Here is a 13,946-nt window from a genome sequence, read left to right as displayed (position 1 = left end):
CGACGGCCATGGAGAGCGTGTGGCGTGGTAGGCATGGGTGATGACGGGTCGCCTTCCCCTGGACGAACAACTCGCCTCCCTGCAGTCGGTGCTCTCCCGCAACGAGGTGCTGCTGGAGGTGCTGGGCCGAACGGCGAAGATGGAGTTGCCCGGCTGGTACGTCACGGCGGGCTGTCTGTTCCAGACCGTGTGGAACGTCGTCACGGACAGGCACCCCGAGCACGGGATCAAGGACTACGACGTCTTCTACTTCGACGACGGCGACCTGTCGTGGGAGGCGGAGGACGCTGTGATCAGTAAGGGGAAGGAGATCTTCGACGGTCTGCCGGCCGAGGTCGAGATCCGCAACGAGGCCCGGGTCCACCTCTGGTACGAGCAGAAGTTCGGGGTTCCCTGCGCTCCGCACGAGTCCACCGAATCGGCCATCGACTGCTTCGCCGCCACCACCTGTTGCCTGGGGGTACGCCTGGAGCCCGGGGGGCGTTGGCGGATCTACGCACCCCACGGCCTTTCCGACGTGTTCAACCTCGTCGTACGCCCCAATCCGGTGCTCGCCCCGCGAGAGGTCTACGAGGCCAAGTCGGCCCGCTGGCAAAGGCAGTGGCCCGAGCTGACGGTGCTGGACTGGCCATCGGCGCCCGTGCCGCGAGGCGTTCCCTCTACGCCGTGCCGGGAAGCCGGACCGTGACGAGGAGACCGCCCGCGGGGCGGGGGACGAGGTGCAGGGTCCCGTTGTGGGCGCGGACGATGCTGCGCACGATGGCCAGACCGAGGCCGACGCCCGCGTGTTCGTCGGTGCGGACGCGTTCCGTTCCGCGCTGAAAGGGTTCGACGAGGGTCGGCACCAGTTCCGGTGGGAGCCGGCGGCCGGTGTTCTCCACCCGGAGCACGCTCGTGTCGCCGTGCGCCTCGGTGTGGACCGTCACGGTGCCGTCGCCGGGCAGGTTGTGCACGATGGCGTTCTGGACGAGGTTCGTCACCAGCCGCTCCGCGGAGCCGCTGGACCGGGCCGGGCCGCCGGTGACGTCGAGCGTGGTCCCGCGCTGCTCGGCGAGGGGGAACAGCGTCTCGGCGGCCTCCTCGGCGATGAGGGAGAGGTCGACGCTCTCGCGGGTGAAGTGACCGCGGTCGCCGCGGCTGAGCAGCAGCAGGGCCTCGGTGAGGCCGATCGCCCGCGTATTGACGGCGTGCAGGCGTTCGACGAGTTCGCCCGGGTCCCGCGCGGGGTCCTTGCGGGCGACGTCCAGGAGCGTCCGTGAGATCGCCAGCGGGGTGCGCAGTTCGTGGGAGGCGTTCGCGGCGAACCTGCGCTGCTCGGCGACATGGGACTCGAGTTGCTCGAGCATCGCGTCGAACGCGTCGGAGAGTTCGCGGAATTCGTCCCGGCGGCCCCTCATGCGGATCCGGTGGGACAGCGACCCGCTCCCGGCGAGCCGTGCCGCGTCCGTGATCCGCGTGAGGGGCGCGAGCATGTGACCGGCGAGGATCCATCCCCCCAGGAGGCCGAACAGGAGCAGGAACACCATCGCCGCGGCCGCGGCGGGGGCGAAGGTGTGCACCAGGAGGTAGCGGTTGGGCGATATCCCGAGCAGGCCTTGGGAGTTGTCGGGTACGTAGCGCAGCAGGAAGCCCCACACCACGGCCAGCAGGAGTGCGCCGGCGACGGCGAGGAACCCGGCATAGCTGAGGGTGAGCTTCAGCCGGGCACTGAGCCCTGGGCGTCTACGCATGCGTACGGCCGGGGTCGCCGGCGTCCTCGCCGAGGGCGATGGGGTCCCTACGGGTGTCGATCCGGTAGCCGACGCCGGGCACCGTGGCGATGATCCATGGTTCGCCGAGCCGTTTGCGCAGTGCGGAGACGGTGATGCGCACCGCGTTGGTGAGGGGGTCGGCGTTCTCGTCCCAGGCCCGTTCCAGCAGGTGTTCGGCGCTGACGACCCCGCCCTCGGCGGCGACGAGGACTTCCAGCACGGCGAACTGCTTGCGGGTGAGGGCGACGTGGCGCCCGTCGCGGAAGACCTCCCTGCGGAAGGGGTCGAGCCGAAGGCCGGCGATCTCGCGGACCGGGGGCCGGGCGTAGGCGCGTCTGCGGTCGAGTGCCCTCAGCCGCAGGACGAGCTCGCGCAGGTCGAACGGTTTGGTGAGGTAGTCGTCGGCGCCGAGTCCGAACCCGGAGGCCTTGTCGTCGATCCGGTCGGCGGCGGTGAGCATGAGGATCGGGATGCCGCTGCCGGAGGCGACGATGCGCCGGGCGACCTCGTCGCCGGAGGGGCCGGGGATGTCGCGGTCGAGGACCGCGAGGTCATAGGAGTTGACGCTGAGCAGTTCCAGGGCGGAGTCACCGTCGCCCGCGACGTCGGCGGCGATCGCCTCCAGCCGCAGACCGTCACGGACGGCCTCGGCCAGGTAGGGCTCGTCCTCCACGATCAGTACGCGCATGTCCGAAGCTTAGGCAGCACGGCATGTCGCGGACGTATGCGAAGGCGTGGGCACGCACCGGACACGCGGCTCAGCCCGCCGGTGCGTGCGCCGGCGCGGGGCGGGGCCGGTCCGAGGGCGCCGCCGCAGTGCGCCACCAGCGGCGCGAGGCCAGCGCGGCCAGCACGGCGCCGGCGGCGTTGACCAGCAGGTCGTCCACGGAGGACACCCGGTCCAGCCGCAGGACGTACTGTGCGGTTTCGACCAGGACCGAGCAGCCCGCCCCCAGCGCCAGGATCCGCGGCACGGACGCCAGGGCCGCGAACCGCATCGGGGCGAAGAACCCCAGCGCCGCGAAGACCAGCAGGTTGCCGGCGATCCCGAGCGGCCCCATCGTGACCAGGTCCCGCAGCGGCACCAGGCTCACCCGTGCGGGGGCGACGCCGGCCCCGCCGCCCGGCATCATGGTCAGCCACAGGAACGGCACCGTCCCGTGGACCATGCCCACCTCGGCCAGCGACATCCGCCACGCCGATGTGCCGTCGCCGGCCCGCCGCACGCGCGCCAGGGCCCCCACCACCAGCAGGGCCAACGGCACCGCGACCAGCGTCATGAGCACCACACCGTTGAATGTGTCGAGGCAGCCGTGCCACCGCCCGGCCATGCACATCGGAGCGGACATCATCAGCGGCCGCCGCACGAGGAACGTCGCACCGGCCAGACCGAGGATCACCAGGCCGAGGAGCACGATCCTGCGCGTGAGGCGGGGCGGTGCCGACAGGGAAGCGTCGTGGTTCATGAGCCCATTGGAGACGGAGGGCCGTTGCGATGGCGTATGCGATTCTCGATACGCTCGCGATACACGAAGGCCCCGGCATCAAGGAACCGGCGCACCGGCGTCGAGATGCTCCCGGTGTCCTCGCGCGGCCCGGCAGGTCGGCGGGATCGCCTCAGCGGGACGAACTACCGGGTCTTGCGCACGAAGAACTCGTTGCCGTCGGGGTCGAGCATCAGCACCCGGCCGCTGTCCCCCTCGCCGATGTCGGTGCACCTGGCGCCGAGCGAGATCAGGCGCTCCACCTCCGCGTTCCAGTCGGCGTCCGCGGGGAGCGCCAGCTCGAAGCAGATCCTGTTCGTACCGGTCTTCGGCGCCACCGGGGGACCACCCCACGTGATCTTCGTGCCGCCGTTCGGCGACTGGATCGCGGTCTCCTGGTCCTGATCCCAGACCAGCGGCCACCGCAGCGCCTTGCTCCAGAAGTAGCCGACCTCCTGGGTGCCGTCACAGGCGAGCGCACCGATGAAGCCGGTGCCGGCGAGGAACTTGTTGCCCGCCTCGATGACGCAGAACTCGTTGCCGTCCGGGTCGGCGAGCACCACATGCCCCTCTTCCGGGAGCTGGCCCACGTCGATGTGCCTCCCGCCGAGTTCCAGTGCCCTGGCCACCGTCTGCCGCTGGTCCTCCGGGGAGGCGCTCGTCAGGTCGAAGTGCGCCCGGTTCTGGCCGGTCTTCGTATCCCGGCCCGGCAGGAAGCGGATGCGGAACCCGGCGGGATCGGGGTGCAGGAGCGCGACGTCGTCGTCCGGACCGTCCGCCACCTCCCAGCCGAGGAGTCCGGACCAGAACATCGCCAGGCGCGACGGCCGGGACGCGTGGAAGCAGATGGCGAACAGTCGACTGGTCATACCCTGTGCATCTCCGTTCCACCGACGGTCGGTGCGACACTCGCTGTGCACCCGCGAGCGCAGCCTAGGGGGCGGCCGTCCGCACCCGCATCCGGGTTTCTCCGTCGCGCGGGAGGACCTGGGCTGTGCCACCGCCCGTGAATACCTCGGTCCACGGCGCCGCGTGCCCCGCGCTCGCATTGCCTGATGACGTGGGCCCCGCGGGAGGGCAGAATGAGGCCACTGCTGTTCCTCGGCAGTACGGCACTCATGGGGGATCGACATGTTCTACCTTCTGGCAGCCCTGGTCGTGGTCGCGATCATCGTGACACTGCTGATCGTTCTCAACCGCCGCAACAACTCCGCCGCGCGGGTGATCCCGGGAGAGTCGGGCACGCCCGAGAGGTTCGGCCTGGGGCATCCCCACCAGGACCGGAACCTGTGACCGTTTGAGGGACGTTCACCCGCGGCGGATCGCGCCGCGGGGCCGCGGAGGCCGACGGCCCCGACCACCGAGGTCCGCCGGTCCGGGTGTGCGCGGTGGACGCGCGGCGGCAGCTGGGCGAGGCCAAACAGGCGCGCTGCCGCCCAGGTTGGAACGGTGCGGTGCGGTACGATGCCGCATGGCGTCATGGAAGTCAGCGCCTGTGCAGCACCGCGCGGATTCGGGTCTGTCGCGCCTTCGCCGCCGATTCGGCCGCGCGTGCGAGCACCGCCCCGCCGGGTGTGCCCGCTCTGGGGATGTCCAGAGCGCATTCTTCCGATGGTGCGCTACCGGGCGGCGTCGATCCGCACTGCCCGTATGAGCCTCGCCCATTCGTCGCCGATCGTTGCGCAGGCTCCATTTCTGGAGACGACGTGAAAATCCTCCCCGAGATCTCTCGCACGCTGAGCGAGTACCTCCTCATTCCGGGCCTGACCACGGAAGACTGCACCCCGGACACCGTGGATCTCGGGGCGTCCCTGGTGCGTCACCGCGTCGGCGAGGAGCCGGGAATCCGGGTCGCCACTCCCATGGTGAGCGCCATCATGCAGGCGGTGTCGTCGCCGACGCTGGCGGTGGCGCTGGCGCAGGTCGGCGGGCTGGCGTTCATCCACCAGAATCAGCTGGTCGAGGATCAGGCCGCTGAGGTGCTGGCGGTGAAGCGGCACAAGGCCGGCTTCCGGACCTGTGACGTCACCGTGGCGCCGCAGACGCCTCTCGGCGAGGTCGCCCGGCAGTTGGCCGACACCGAGCAGGGCGTGGCCGTGGTCACGGACAGTGGCGAAGCGGACGGGGAGTTCCTCGGGATCATCAGCCTCGACGACTTCCACCTGGGACGTCACGGAGCCTCCGAGGCCGTCCGGAGCCGGATGCGGGGCCGTGACGGTCTGGTCACCGCACCGGCCTCGGTTTCGCTGTCCGAGGCGAACGAGCTGATCTGGCATCACCACCTGGACGTCCTGCCGGTGCTGGAGGACGGACGGGTCGTCTCCCTGGTCCTCAAGAGGGACTACCAGGCCCACAAGACGTATCACCGCGCGACCGTGGACGGCGACAAGCGGCTGCGTGTGGGCGCGGGCATCAACTCCCGTGATTTCAAGGACCGTATTCCGGCCCTGGTGGAGGCCGGTGCGGACGTTCTGTGCCTGGACTCCTCCGACGGCTATTCCGTATACCAGGCGAAGACCCTCGAATTCGCCCGGGAGACGTACGGGGACGACGTTTTCGTCGGTGCGGGGAATGTCGTCGACGGCCGGGCCTTTCGCTATCTGGCCGATGCGGGCGCGGCGTTCGTGAAGGTCGGGATCGGCGGCGGGGCCATCTGCACCACCAGGGCGCAGAAGGGCATCGGGCGCGGGCAGGCCTCCGCGCTGCTCGATGTGGTCGAGGCGCGTGATGCCTACGCCCGGGAGACCGGGGTGTACGTGCCGCTGTGCTGCGACGGGGGCCTGCTCAACGACTCGCACATGGCGATGGCGCTGGCGATGGGGGCGGACTTCGTCATGCTCGGCCGCTACTTCGCCCGGCTCGACGAGAGCCCGTCGCGGAAGCTTCAGATCAGCGGCCAGTGGTACAAGGAGTACTGGGGTGAGGGTTCGCGGCGCGCCCAGAACGCGGCCCGCTACGGCCAGCGCGGCCAGATGGTCTTCGAGGAGGGCGTCGACGGCTATGTGCCCTACGCCGGCAGCCTGTACGACAACGTGGAGCGGACCCGGGCGAAGCTCACCTCGACGATGATCAGTTGCGGGTCGACGAACCTGCGGGACTTCCACCGCGACGCGGTGCTCGTTCCGGTGTCCGCGGAGTCGTTCAAGCAGACCGGCGCCGAGGTGCAGTTGCGCCGGCCGACCGTCGACTCCGGGGAGTGATCTGACCGGCCCGGCTTCCGGCATGGCCGAGGCGGCCCCGTGCCCCGGCCCCGGTGAGGGCCGTGCGGCGCGGGGCCGTGCGCCGTCCGAGGGCGATGTCGTGCCGGGCATCGGAAGGGGTGCTATCTTCTCGCACGCCCATTCGACAGCGAGTAGTGGAAGTACAAGGACATGCGCGATCTCCTCCAGGAAGGCCCGAGGCGGGGCCTGTTCGGTCAGATAAGCAGCCTCCCTGTGTGGCAGGCCCTGCTCGCGATCCTGCCGTTCGCGCTGTTGTTCGGAGGTGCGATCGGCAGTGCCCTCGGAGCAGTGGGGGCGGTGACCAATCTGAAGCTCGCCCGCACGTCGCTGGCGCCCGTACTGAAGGCGTTGTGCATGGTGGGCGTCGCCCTCGGCTCGGCGGTCGTCTACCTCGCGTTCGCGGTCGTCTTGGAGTTGGTTCTGTAGACGGCGCCTGGCCGGTGGGCCTGCTGGACGACCCGGCGCCGGACCGGCTTCGGCGCGGGTGCGCGCGTCAGCGGCTCATTCAGCCGGCTTCGATGCGCCGAGGTCGTCGCCCGCCGCCCGCCGCTCGCCGACGGGCAGGCGCCGCCGGCGTTCGGGCGACGCACCTGCCGGCCTCCACCCACGAGTGGAGGCCGGCTGGTTTCCATGCCGTACCCCGGGGTTCGGTTCCGCGCACGCATGATCCGTCACGAGTCCGTCTGCGCCGCGCGCACGGACACGGGCCGATCAGCCGTTGAATTCGGTGAGAACTCCGCCGAGGGACTCCCAATTCCTGATGCCGGGTCCCCAGGCGTTCCCGTCCCACCACTTGTGGTGGAGCGCGTGGTCCGTCCCCGTCACGAACACGTCCAGGCGGTCCGGCTCCCAGGAGACGGCGAACGGCGCACCGGTGCAGACGCCGCCGAGCGATTCCCACTCCTTGATGCCGGGTCCCCAGGCGTTGCCGTCCCACCACTTGTGGTGCAGTGCCGAGTCCGTGCCGACCACGAACACATCGAGCCTGTTCGCGCCCCAGGACACCGCCGCCGGGGTGCCCAGGCATGTTCCGCCGAGGGATTCCCAGCCCTTGAGGCTCGGTCCCCAGGCGTTGCCGTCCCACCACTTGTGGTGGAGGGCGGAGTCGGTGCCGATCACGAACAGGTCGAGACGGTTCACACCCCAGGACACGGCCACCGGGGTCCCGAAGCAGACCCCGCCGAGGGACTCCCAGCCCTTGAGGCTCGGTCCCCAGGCGTTGCCGTCCCACCACTTGTGGTACAGGGCGGAGTCGGTGCCGATCACGAACACATCGAGCCTGTTCGCGCCCCAGGACACCGCCACCGGCCGGCTCGCACAGATCCCGCCGAGCGACTCCCAGCCCGGAACGCTCGGGCCCCAACGGCTCCCGTCCCACCATTTGTGGTACAGCGCCGAGTCCGTGCCCGTCACGAACAGGTCCAGGCGCTCCGGCCCCCAGGAGACCGCCTCGGGCGGGCTCGCGCACACCCCGCCGAGGGACTCCCAGTCCTTCACGCCCGGGCCCCAGCTGTTCCCGTCCCACCACTTGTGCCGCAGGGCCAGGTCCGTGCCGACGGCGAACACGTCCAGCCGGTCGTGTGCCCAGGCCAGCGACGTCGGCCGGCCGGTGAACGTCCCGCCGAGGGACTCCCAGTCCTTCACACCCGGGCCCCAACCGCCGCCGTCCCACCACTTGTGGAACAGCTCGGAGTTTGTGCCGACGCCGAAGACGTCGAGGCGCGCGGACTCCCACGTCGTGACGGGTCCCGCGGCCGGGGACGGCCCGTACAGCGCGTGGACCGCGGCGATGTCGTCGGAGCTGAGCCCCGTCCGCTGGCCGATGCCGACGCCCGCCACCGTCGGCACGACGGTGTCCTGGCCGTTCTTGGAGAAGGCGTCCCGCGGGTAGTGCATGATCGACCCGTAGTCGTACGCTCCGATGTCGTCGCCGTCGGAGATGTGCTGGTCGAAGTTGTGCTCCAGGCCGGCCTGGATGTTCGCCCAGACGATCGACACGAACCTGTCGCGGTCCTCGCGGCTCTGCTCGTGCCACAGTCCGACCGTGTGGCCGATCTCGTGGATGCAGTTGCCGGTGCTGCAGCCGGAGCCGAGCGTGATGTTCTGACGACCGCCCTGACGGCCCACCGCCGAAGAGCAGCCCCCGCCGGACACGAACCGCACGAAGTCCGGGAACTGCGCCGCGTTGGCGGACGTCCGCCGGACGAAGCGGATCCGGGTCCGCGCCTCCCAGTGCGCGATCGCGTCGGTCACCCGCTGCTGATTCGGCAGCGCCCCGTCGATCTCGTACGGCACCAGCGCGTTCCTCCACCGGAACTGGCGGCCGGTGATCGCCACGTCCGACTCGGGAAGCTTTCCTTCCGTCTCCGCCTGGAGTTCCTGCGTGCGGCGTTCCACCTCCGCAGCGGTGCCGAGGACGATGTCGCCCTCGAATACCGCGAGGCCGTCGATCTCGACGTACTGCACCGGCCGTCCAGCGAAGGACATTCCGTCGATCAAAGCGGTCTTCACCGCGGGCGCCGAACGGAATTCCCCGTGCCCCTCACCTGTAACACCGGACTCGGTTTCGGACATCATTCCCCCTGGTTCGCGGACCCCGCCCACACCTGCCGGGCGCTATTTTGTGGAAAGTAGTGGGAGAGAAATTCGCGAACAAGGCTCGGGGGAGCGTATGCCAAGCGTAGAAATCGCCGTAGACCTCGCTCCGGGCGTCGAGGCCCCACCCGGCCCCGTCACGCTCCGCGGACAGGTCGAGGAGGTCACGGCATCCGACGCGCCCGCGCACGTCGTGGCTCGGGCCGTACTGCGGGACGTCGTCCTCACCCGCGGAGCGACCTTGACCGTCGACGTGCCCTCACCCGACCCGCGGTCCCGGTACACCGTGCGCGTCCACGCCGACTGCGACGGCTCGGGCGACGTCGCACCGGAAGACCTGGTGTCGACGCAGGCAAGCCCGGTGCTGACGCAAGGCCACCCGGACGCCGTGGAGGTGAGGCTGTTCCCCGCCTCACCGCGGTGGACGCCCTGATGCCCGCCGCGGTCGAGGCCGCGCCCACGGACCGGCCGGGAGCCGTGCGAGTCGCTCGCGCCGCGGCGGGAGGACTCGGCCGGTCCGTGCCGGCTGCGTTCGTCAGCGGATGCCCGCCTCGGCCCGTGCGTAGAACGCGGCGAGCTCCTGCGGGTCCTTGGTGTAGACGTCGATCTTGCGCACCGCGCCGTCCTCGACCTGGTGGAGCTCCACCATGGTCAGCGGGAACTCCTCACCGGTGGTGTGGGCCGTCAGCGTTCCGGTGAGCGTGCCGACGACTCCGGCCGCCCCTTCGTACACCTCGGCAGCGGTGATGGTGACGGCGGCGTAACCCGTCATCGCGCCGAGGACCGTCTGCGCGAACACCTCGCGGCCCTGGTGCACACCGCCGTACGGGAGCTGTCGCGGCTCGTCGACCATCACCTCGGGGGCGAGCCTTGCCAGGACACCCGGTACGTCGCCCCTGATCAGCGCGGCGTACAGCGCTCGCACGACATCCGCGGGGCTCTGCGTCGCCGTCTCGGTCGGGTTGCTCATGGTGTGCGTCCTCTCGGTCGTGTACGGGTGCGGGGGGGTGCGGCCCACGGGGGCCGCGCGACCGGGGCGCCGCGTCCGTCCTCGCACCGATCGGGCCCCGGGGACCGGGGCAGGCACCATGCAACGCCGGGCGGCCGGGACGGGGGAGCCCCTGCCGTGAGGGGTACCGCCAGGGACCCCCACGCCGCGCGCGGCCTGCCTACCCTGTCCCCATGGACAACCGGGCCGCCGTCAGCGCCTTCCTCCGCTCCAGACGCGAGAAGATCACCCCCGAGCAGGCGGGTCTGCCGAGCTACGGTCAGCGGAGGGTGCCCGGACTGCGCAGGGGTGAGGTGGCCACGCTCGCCGGGGTGAGCGTCGAGTACTACACGCGTCTGGAGCGCGGCAACCTCAAAGGAGTCTCCGACGGCGTCCTGGACGCCATCGCCCGGGCACTGCGCCTCGACGACACCGAGCGCATGCATCTGTACGACCTCGCCCGTGCCGCGGGACCGGCGCCGGCGGCACGAGCACGGCGTCAGACGCGGCCGGCGGTGCGGCCGAGCGTCGCGCGGATCGTCGACGGGATGCCGCGGATGCCGGCGTTCGTGATGAACAACCGCCTCGACACGCTGACCGCCAACCCCCTGGGCCGGGCCTTGTACACGGAGATGTACGCCGATCCGACCTGCGGAGCGAACGTCGCCCGGTTCGCGTTCCTCCATCCCTCGGCCGGGCGGTTCTACACCGACTGGGAACGCATGGCCCGCTTCGCCGTGGGCGCGCTGCGCGTCGAGGCGGGAAAGCACCCCCACGACCGGGAACTGACCCACCTGATCGGTGAACTGTCCACCCGTAGCGACGCCTTCCGCGTGCTGTGGGGCTCCCACGACGTGCATGTCTTCCGCGAGAGCAGAAAGCGCCTCAACCATCCGCTCGTGGGCGACCTGGAACTCGATCAGGAGACCATGAGCCTGCCCGACGAAAGCGGCCTGAGCGTGGTCGTCTACAGCGCGCCCCCCGGAACCGCCTCCGAGGACGCCTTGAGAATCCTCGCCGACCGGTCCGCCACGGCCGGACCGGGGCGGTAGACGCGACACCGACGATCCGCCCGCCGGCCCGACGGGCAACGCGAGGGCCGGCACGCCGCGATGCGGGGCGGCGCGGCCGGGGCCGGGTGTCCTGCCGGGGCCCGCACGTCGTGCGCGGCCGTGGAATGCCGCTGCCGCACCCTCGAACTCCGGTGGCCGGCCGCCGCGGCTGTCGCGATGACGGCGGTGCCGTTCGGCGGGGAACCGGATGGCCGACCGCCGCGTCGGAGCGATACCCGACCACGGAAAGGCACGCCCATGCCAAGACTTCGCGCCCTCCTGCTCGTCGCCGTGTCAGCTCTCGCGCTCCCCGCGACAACCGGCTGCGGCTCCGATGGCGATGCGGCTGCCGAGGCCGTGCCCCGATGGGTCCAACCGGAGCGCTACTCCTTCACGCTGGTCTCCGAGGGCGGCGAGCGCAGGGGGATCGGGACATTCCGGATCACCGTGGCAGACGGGAAGGTCGTCGAGGCGGTCGGCCTCGACGAGTCGGCCCGACTGGCCGTCGCCGGCGGGACACGGGACCTGTGGACCCTCGAGGATCTCCTGGCCGAACTCCGGCAGGCCCGGGCCGACGAGGCCGATGTCGCGGACGCGGTGTTCGCTCCCGACGGGCACCCCACCGAGATCCACATCGACGGGGAGACCAACTCCGTCGACGACGAGGCCGACTACCGGATCACCGAGTACCGCGTGCACCCCTGAGGAGCGTCCCTGATCCACCACACGACCGCCCCAGTGGGAAAGGAACCTCCTCGACCACCCTGCTTCCTGCTCCTCCCGCGCGGGTTCTAGTCTGCCCGCATGCCACTCGACGACGCCTTGACGGTCCGGATGACCGAGCCGGATTTCTGGCCGGTGTACTTTTTCGACGACGAGGCACCCGATGCCTACGACGAGGACGCCGACGAGCAGGAGTCCTTCGGCACGCGCTTCCGGCTCGGCGAAGCTTTCGCGCTCGTTCTGGACTTCACGCCCGGGCTGGAGTACGTGGACCTCGCGCTGGAGGCGCCCGGTCTTCCGGAGCCGACGACCGTGGGCTGGGACGACCAGGCCCACTTCCATCCGCACGTGATGCCGTGGCAGGAGTTGGACCTCCTGTGCCGCGCGGTGGCCCTCGACGACCCGGAACTGCGTCATCCCGGGCCGATGCTGGCACTGCTGAGCCGCTTCGCGTTCCTGGCGGACCACGACGACCTGGACCGCGTGACACCGCTGTTGGACGGCGCGTTCGTGGTGATGAGGCCCGGCGCAGGCAGGGAGCGGATACGGCCGGAGACGCGCGCCTGGTTCGATCTTCGGAATCTCGCCGGCACCGGCCTCACATGGTCCACCCGTCCCGACGGCCACGACGCCGTCGACCAGCTCGGCACGGACGGGCTGTCGCTCTACAGCCTCCGTACACCGGACTCGGAGGAGTTCCCGTTCGCGGCCTGGTCCGCACTGCTCACGCAGGCGCGGGAATCCGTGGCCGGCGTCGCCACGGATCCCGCCCTGGCAGGCCCGGCGGTGCGACAGGCACTCGACCGGTGCACCGCCCCGGACGGGTACGAACACCTGCCCGCCCTGGCCGATGCTCTGCTCGCCGCCGGATACACCCACCCTGTTCTGACGCGGGCGGTAGCGCGTCCTGTTCACCGGGCGGAGGCGTGCTGGGCCGTGGAGGCGATGAGCGGGCTGCCGCAAGGGGAGCTGGTGTCCCGCTGGTTCGGTACGAGCCCGCTGTCGGGTTCCGAGACCTGGCGTCTGTCACTCCACGTCTCGGAACTCGGGCGCCCGCCGCGGTTCGGGCATCAGATCGCCGAGGCGCTCGACGCGGTCCTGCGGCAGGCCGATCTCGGCCGGGCGGAGGCCGGCGGCACCGCGCTGCGGCCGGAGAACGGCACCTACGTCCACGTGTCGACCAGCCTCCATGTGCTGATCCGCGACGACTTCACGCGTGGCGTCGGGGTCATCTCGCGAGTTCTCCACGACCACGACGCCGCGGAGACCGCCACGCTCCATCCTCGCGGAGATCGTGACGTCATCCCCTTGCACCCGCGGACGTGACCGCTGTCTCGTCGACCGTGGCGCTGTCATCCCATTGCCGTTCTGGGCGACCGGTATGTCGCCCCCTTCATCACGAAGGGCGGGGCCGGTGACGCCGCCCACCGTGACATCTGCATCCCCCGCCTGACCGACCGCGACGGGCCGCGGGAAGGCCCCGCCAGTGGGTGATTCCCGGGGGAGTGCGGGTGGCGCCGACGGCACGCGCGCCGTCCCCGCCGCATACGGTTCGACGGGGACGGGGCGCGATGCCGGTCAGGAACGGTGGTACTGGACGGGGGCTGCGACCTGCCCGCCGAGCGTGGTGGCGGCGTGGCGGGCCCAGTAGGGGTCGCGGAGCAGTTCTCGGCCGAGGAGGACGGCATCGGCCTTGCCGGAGGTGACGATGGCCTGCGCCTGGTCGGGCTCGGTGATGAGGCCGACGGCGGCGACGGGCATGCCGGTCTCGTTGCGGACGCGTTCGGCGAAGGGCACCTGGTAGTCGGGTGCGACGTCGATTTTGGCGTCGAGCGCGATGCCGCCTGTGGAGACGTCCATCAGGTCGACGCCGCGGGCCTGGAGTTCCTTGGCGAGGCGGACGGTGTCGTCGGCGGTCCAGCCTTCGCGGGGGTCGTCGGTGTTCTCGGTCAGCCAGTCGGTGGCGGAGATGCGGAAGAAGACCGGCAGGTCCTGCGGCCATACGGCGCGGACGGCGTCGACGACTTCGAGTGCGATGCGGGTGCGTCCTTCGAAGTCGCCGCCGTAGGCGTCGGTGCGGTGGTTGCTGTGCGGGGAGAGGAACTGGTTGATGAGGTAGCCGTGGGCTCCGT

General features: G+C 70.8%; 15 protein-coding genes. 8 read left to right on the top strand and 7 right to left on the bottom strand.

Annotated features, from left to right (window positions below; all coding sequences use genetic code 11):
• Positions 1-40 precede the first annotated feature (40 nt).
• Positions 41-688, top strand: a complete 648-nt coding sequence (locus tag AB0F62_RS04490; protein WP_361792079.1) for a nucleotidyltransferase family protein — start codon at positions 41-43, stop codon at positions 686-688.
• On the opposite strand, the gene AB0F62_RS04485 is transcribed toward AB0F62_RS04490, so the two are convergent.
• From AB0F62_RS04485 to AB0F62_RS04470, 4 genes are all read right to left on the bottom strand, one after another.
• On the bottom strand, positions 660-1,730 hold the full coding sequence (locus AB0F62_RS04485; RefSeq protein ID WP_361792077.1) for a HAMP domain-containing sensor histidine kinase: 1,071 nt from the start codon (positions 1,728-1,730) through the stop codon (positions 660-662). The two genes, AB0F62_RS04490 and AB0F62_RS04485, sit on opposite strands and share 29 nt — an antisense overlap.
• A complete protein-coding gene (locus tag AB0F62_RS04480) occupies positions 1,723-2,439 on the bottom strand; it encodes a response regulator transcription factor (protein ID WP_361792075.1) in 717 nt (238 codons plus the stop codon). The genes AB0F62_RS04485 and AB0F62_RS04480 overlap by 8 nt, the downstream gene beginning before the upstream one ends.
• 70 nt (positions 2,440-2,509) lie before the next feature.
• Positions 2,510-3,217 (bottom strand): VanZ family protein, encoded by a 708-nt coding sequence (locus AB0F62_RS04475; RefSeq protein ID WP_361792073.1) that lies wholly within the window; start codon positions 3,215-3,217, stop codon positions 2,510-2,512.
• A gap of 164 nt (positions 3,218-3,381) precedes the next feature.
• Positions 3,382-4,104 carry a VOC family protein gene (locus tag AB0F62_RS04470; RefSeq protein WP_361792071.1) on the bottom strand — a complete coding sequence of 241 codons (723 nt, stop codon included), beginning with the start codon at positions 4,102-4,104 and terminating at the stop codon, positions 3,382-3,384.
• A 262-nt stretch (positions 4,105-4,366) separates the two neighbouring features.
• Between AB0F62_RS04470 and AB0F62_RS04465 the strand changes: the two genes are divergently transcribed.
• From AB0F62_RS04465 to AB0F62_RS04455, 3 genes are all read left to right on the top strand, one after another.
• Positions 4,367-4,528 (top strand): hypothetical protein, encoded by a 162-nt coding sequence (locus AB0F62_RS04465; RefSeq protein ID WP_361792069.1) that lies wholly within the window; start codon positions 4,367-4,369, stop codon positions 4,526-4,528.
• A gap of 413 nt (positions 4,529-4,941) precedes the next feature.
• Complete coding sequence (locus AB0F62_RS04460; RefSeq protein WP_361792067.1) at positions 4,942-6,435, top strand: IMP dehydrogenase; 1,494 nt, start codon at positions 4,942-4,944, stop codon at positions 6,433-6,435.
• A gap of 171 nt (positions 6,436-6,606) precedes the next feature.
• On the top strand, positions 6,607-6,882 hold the full coding sequence (locus tag AB0F62_RS04455; protein WP_361792065.1) for a hypothetical protein: 276 nt from the start codon (positions 6,607-6,609) through the stop codon (positions 6,880-6,882).
• A gap of 285 nt (positions 6,883-7,167) precedes the next feature.
• Here AB0F62_RS04455 and legP read toward each other — a convergent pair whose 3' ends face one another.
• On the bottom strand, positions 7,168-9,030 hold the full coding sequence (gene legP / locus AB0F62_RS04450; protein WP_361792063.1) for a Dot/Icm T4SS effector Zinc-dependent metalloprotease LegP: 1,863 nt from the start codon (positions 9,028-9,030) through the stop codon (positions 7,168-7,170).
• Between the two features lie 97 nt (positions 9,031-9,127).
• Between legP and AB0F62_RS04445 the strand changes: the two genes are divergently transcribed.
• Positions 9,128-9,484: a hypothetical protein gene (locus tag AB0F62_RS04445; protein ID WP_361792061.1), complete on the top strand. Its 357-nt coding sequence runs from the start codon at positions 9,128-9,130 to the stop codon at positions 9,482-9,484.
• Between the two features lie 102 nt (positions 9,485-9,586).
• On the opposite strand, the gene AB0F62_RS04440 is transcribed toward AB0F62_RS04445, so the two are convergent.
• Positions 9,587-10,021: a nuclear transport factor 2 family protein gene (locus AB0F62_RS04440; RefSeq protein WP_361792059.1), complete on the bottom strand. Its 435-nt coding sequence runs from the start codon at positions 10,019-10,021 to the stop codon at positions 9,587-9,589.
• A 212-nt stretch (positions 10,022-10,233) separates the two neighbouring features.
• Here AB0F62_RS04440 and AB0F62_RS04435 point away from each other — a divergent pair, with 212 nt between their 5' ends.
• The 3 genes from AB0F62_RS04435 to AB0F62_RS04425 all read left to right on the top strand — a co-directional run bounded on the left by AB0F62_RS04435 (position 10,234) and on the right by AB0F62_RS04425 (position 13,140).
• Complete coding sequence (locus AB0F62_RS04435) at positions 10,234-11,091, top strand: helix-turn-helix transcriptional regulator (protein ID WP_361792057.1); 858 nt, start codon at positions 10,234-10,236, stop codon at positions 11,089-11,091.
• Positions 11,092-11,349: 258 nt separating this feature from the next.
• On the top strand, positions 11,350-11,796 hold the full coding sequence (locus AB0F62_RS04430; RefSeq protein ID WP_361792055.1) for a DUF6174 domain-containing protein: 447 nt from the start codon (positions 11,350-11,352) through the stop codon (positions 11,794-11,796).
• Between the two features lie 99 nt (positions 11,797-11,895).
• Complete coding sequence (locus tag AB0F62_RS04425) at positions 11,896-13,140, top strand: hypothetical protein (RefSeq protein ID WP_361792053.1); 1,245 nt, start codon at positions 11,896-11,898, stop codon at positions 13,138-13,140.
• 252 nt (positions 13,141-13,392) lie between these two features.
• On the opposite strand, the gene AB0F62_RS04420 is transcribed toward AB0F62_RS04425, so the two are convergent.
• A partial coding sequence (locus AB0F62_RS04420; protein WP_361792051.1) for a tRNA-dihydrouridine synthase occupies positions 13,393-13,946 on the bottom strand: 554 nt, incomplete at its 5' end.

Origin of the sequence: Streptomyces sp. NPDC026673, from assembly GCF_040638135.1 — a bacterium.
In the GTDB taxonomy this organism is placed as follows: Bacteria; Actinomycetota; Actinomycetes; order Streptomycetales; family Streptomycetaceae; genus Actinacidiphila.
This window is presented reverse-complemented; position numbering and strand designations above follow the sequence as displayed.

Excerpts from the sequence above, each read along its gene's own strand:
- AB0F62_RS04490 (WP_361792079.1), top strand. The coding sequence starts at position 41 with ATGACGGGTCGCCTTCCCCTGGACGAACAACTCGCCTCCCTGCAGTCG.
- AB0F62_RS04485 (WP_361792077.1), bottom strand. The coding sequence starts at position 1,730 with ATGCGTAGACGCCCAGGGCTCAGTGCCCGGCTGAAGCTCACCCTCAGC.
- AB0F62_RS04480 (WP_361792075.1), bottom strand. The coding sequence starts at position 2,439 with ATGCGCGTACTGATCGTGGAGGACGAGCCCTACCTGGCCGAGGCCGTC.
- AB0F62_RS04475 (WP_361792073.1), bottom strand. The coding sequence starts at position 3,217 with ATGAACCACGACGCTTCCCTGTCGGCACCGCCCCGCCTCACGCGCAGG.
- AB0F62_RS04470 (WP_361792071.1), bottom strand. The coding sequence starts at position 4,104 with ATGACCAGTCGACTGTTCGCCATCTGCTTCCACGCGTCCCGGCCGTCG.
- AB0F62_RS04465 (WP_361792069.1), top strand. The coding sequence starts at position 4,367 with ATGTTCTACCTTCTGGCAGCCCTGGTCGTGGTCGCGATCATCGTGACA.
- AB0F62_RS04455 (WP_361792065.1), top strand. The coding sequence starts at position 6,607 with ATGCGCGATCTCCTCCAGGAAGGCCCGAGGCGGGGCCTGTTCGGTCAG.
- legP (WP_361792063.1), bottom strand. The coding sequence starts at position 9,030 with ATGTCCGAAACCGAGTCCGGTGTTACAGGTGAGGGGCACGGGGAATTC.
- AB0F62_RS04445 (WP_361792061.1), top strand. The coding sequence starts at position 9,128 with ATGCCAAGCGTAGAAATCGCCGTAGACCTCGCTCCGGGCGTCGAGGCC.
- AB0F62_RS04440 (WP_361792059.1), bottom strand. The coding sequence starts at position 10,021 with ATGAGCAACCCGACCGAGACGGCGACGCAGAGCCCCGCGGATGTCGTG.
- AB0F62_RS04435 (WP_361792057.1), top strand. The coding sequence starts at position 10,234 with ATGGACAACCGGGCCGCCGTCAGCGCCTTCCTCCGCTCCAGACGCGAG.
- AB0F62_RS04430 (WP_361792055.1), top strand. The coding sequence starts at position 11,350 with ATGCCAAGACTTCGCGCCCTCCTGCTCGTCGCCGTGTCAGCTCTCGCG.
- AB0F62_RS04425 (WP_361792053.1), top strand. The coding sequence starts at position 11,896 with ATGCCACTCGACGACGCCTTGACGGTCCGGATGACCGAGCCGGATTTC.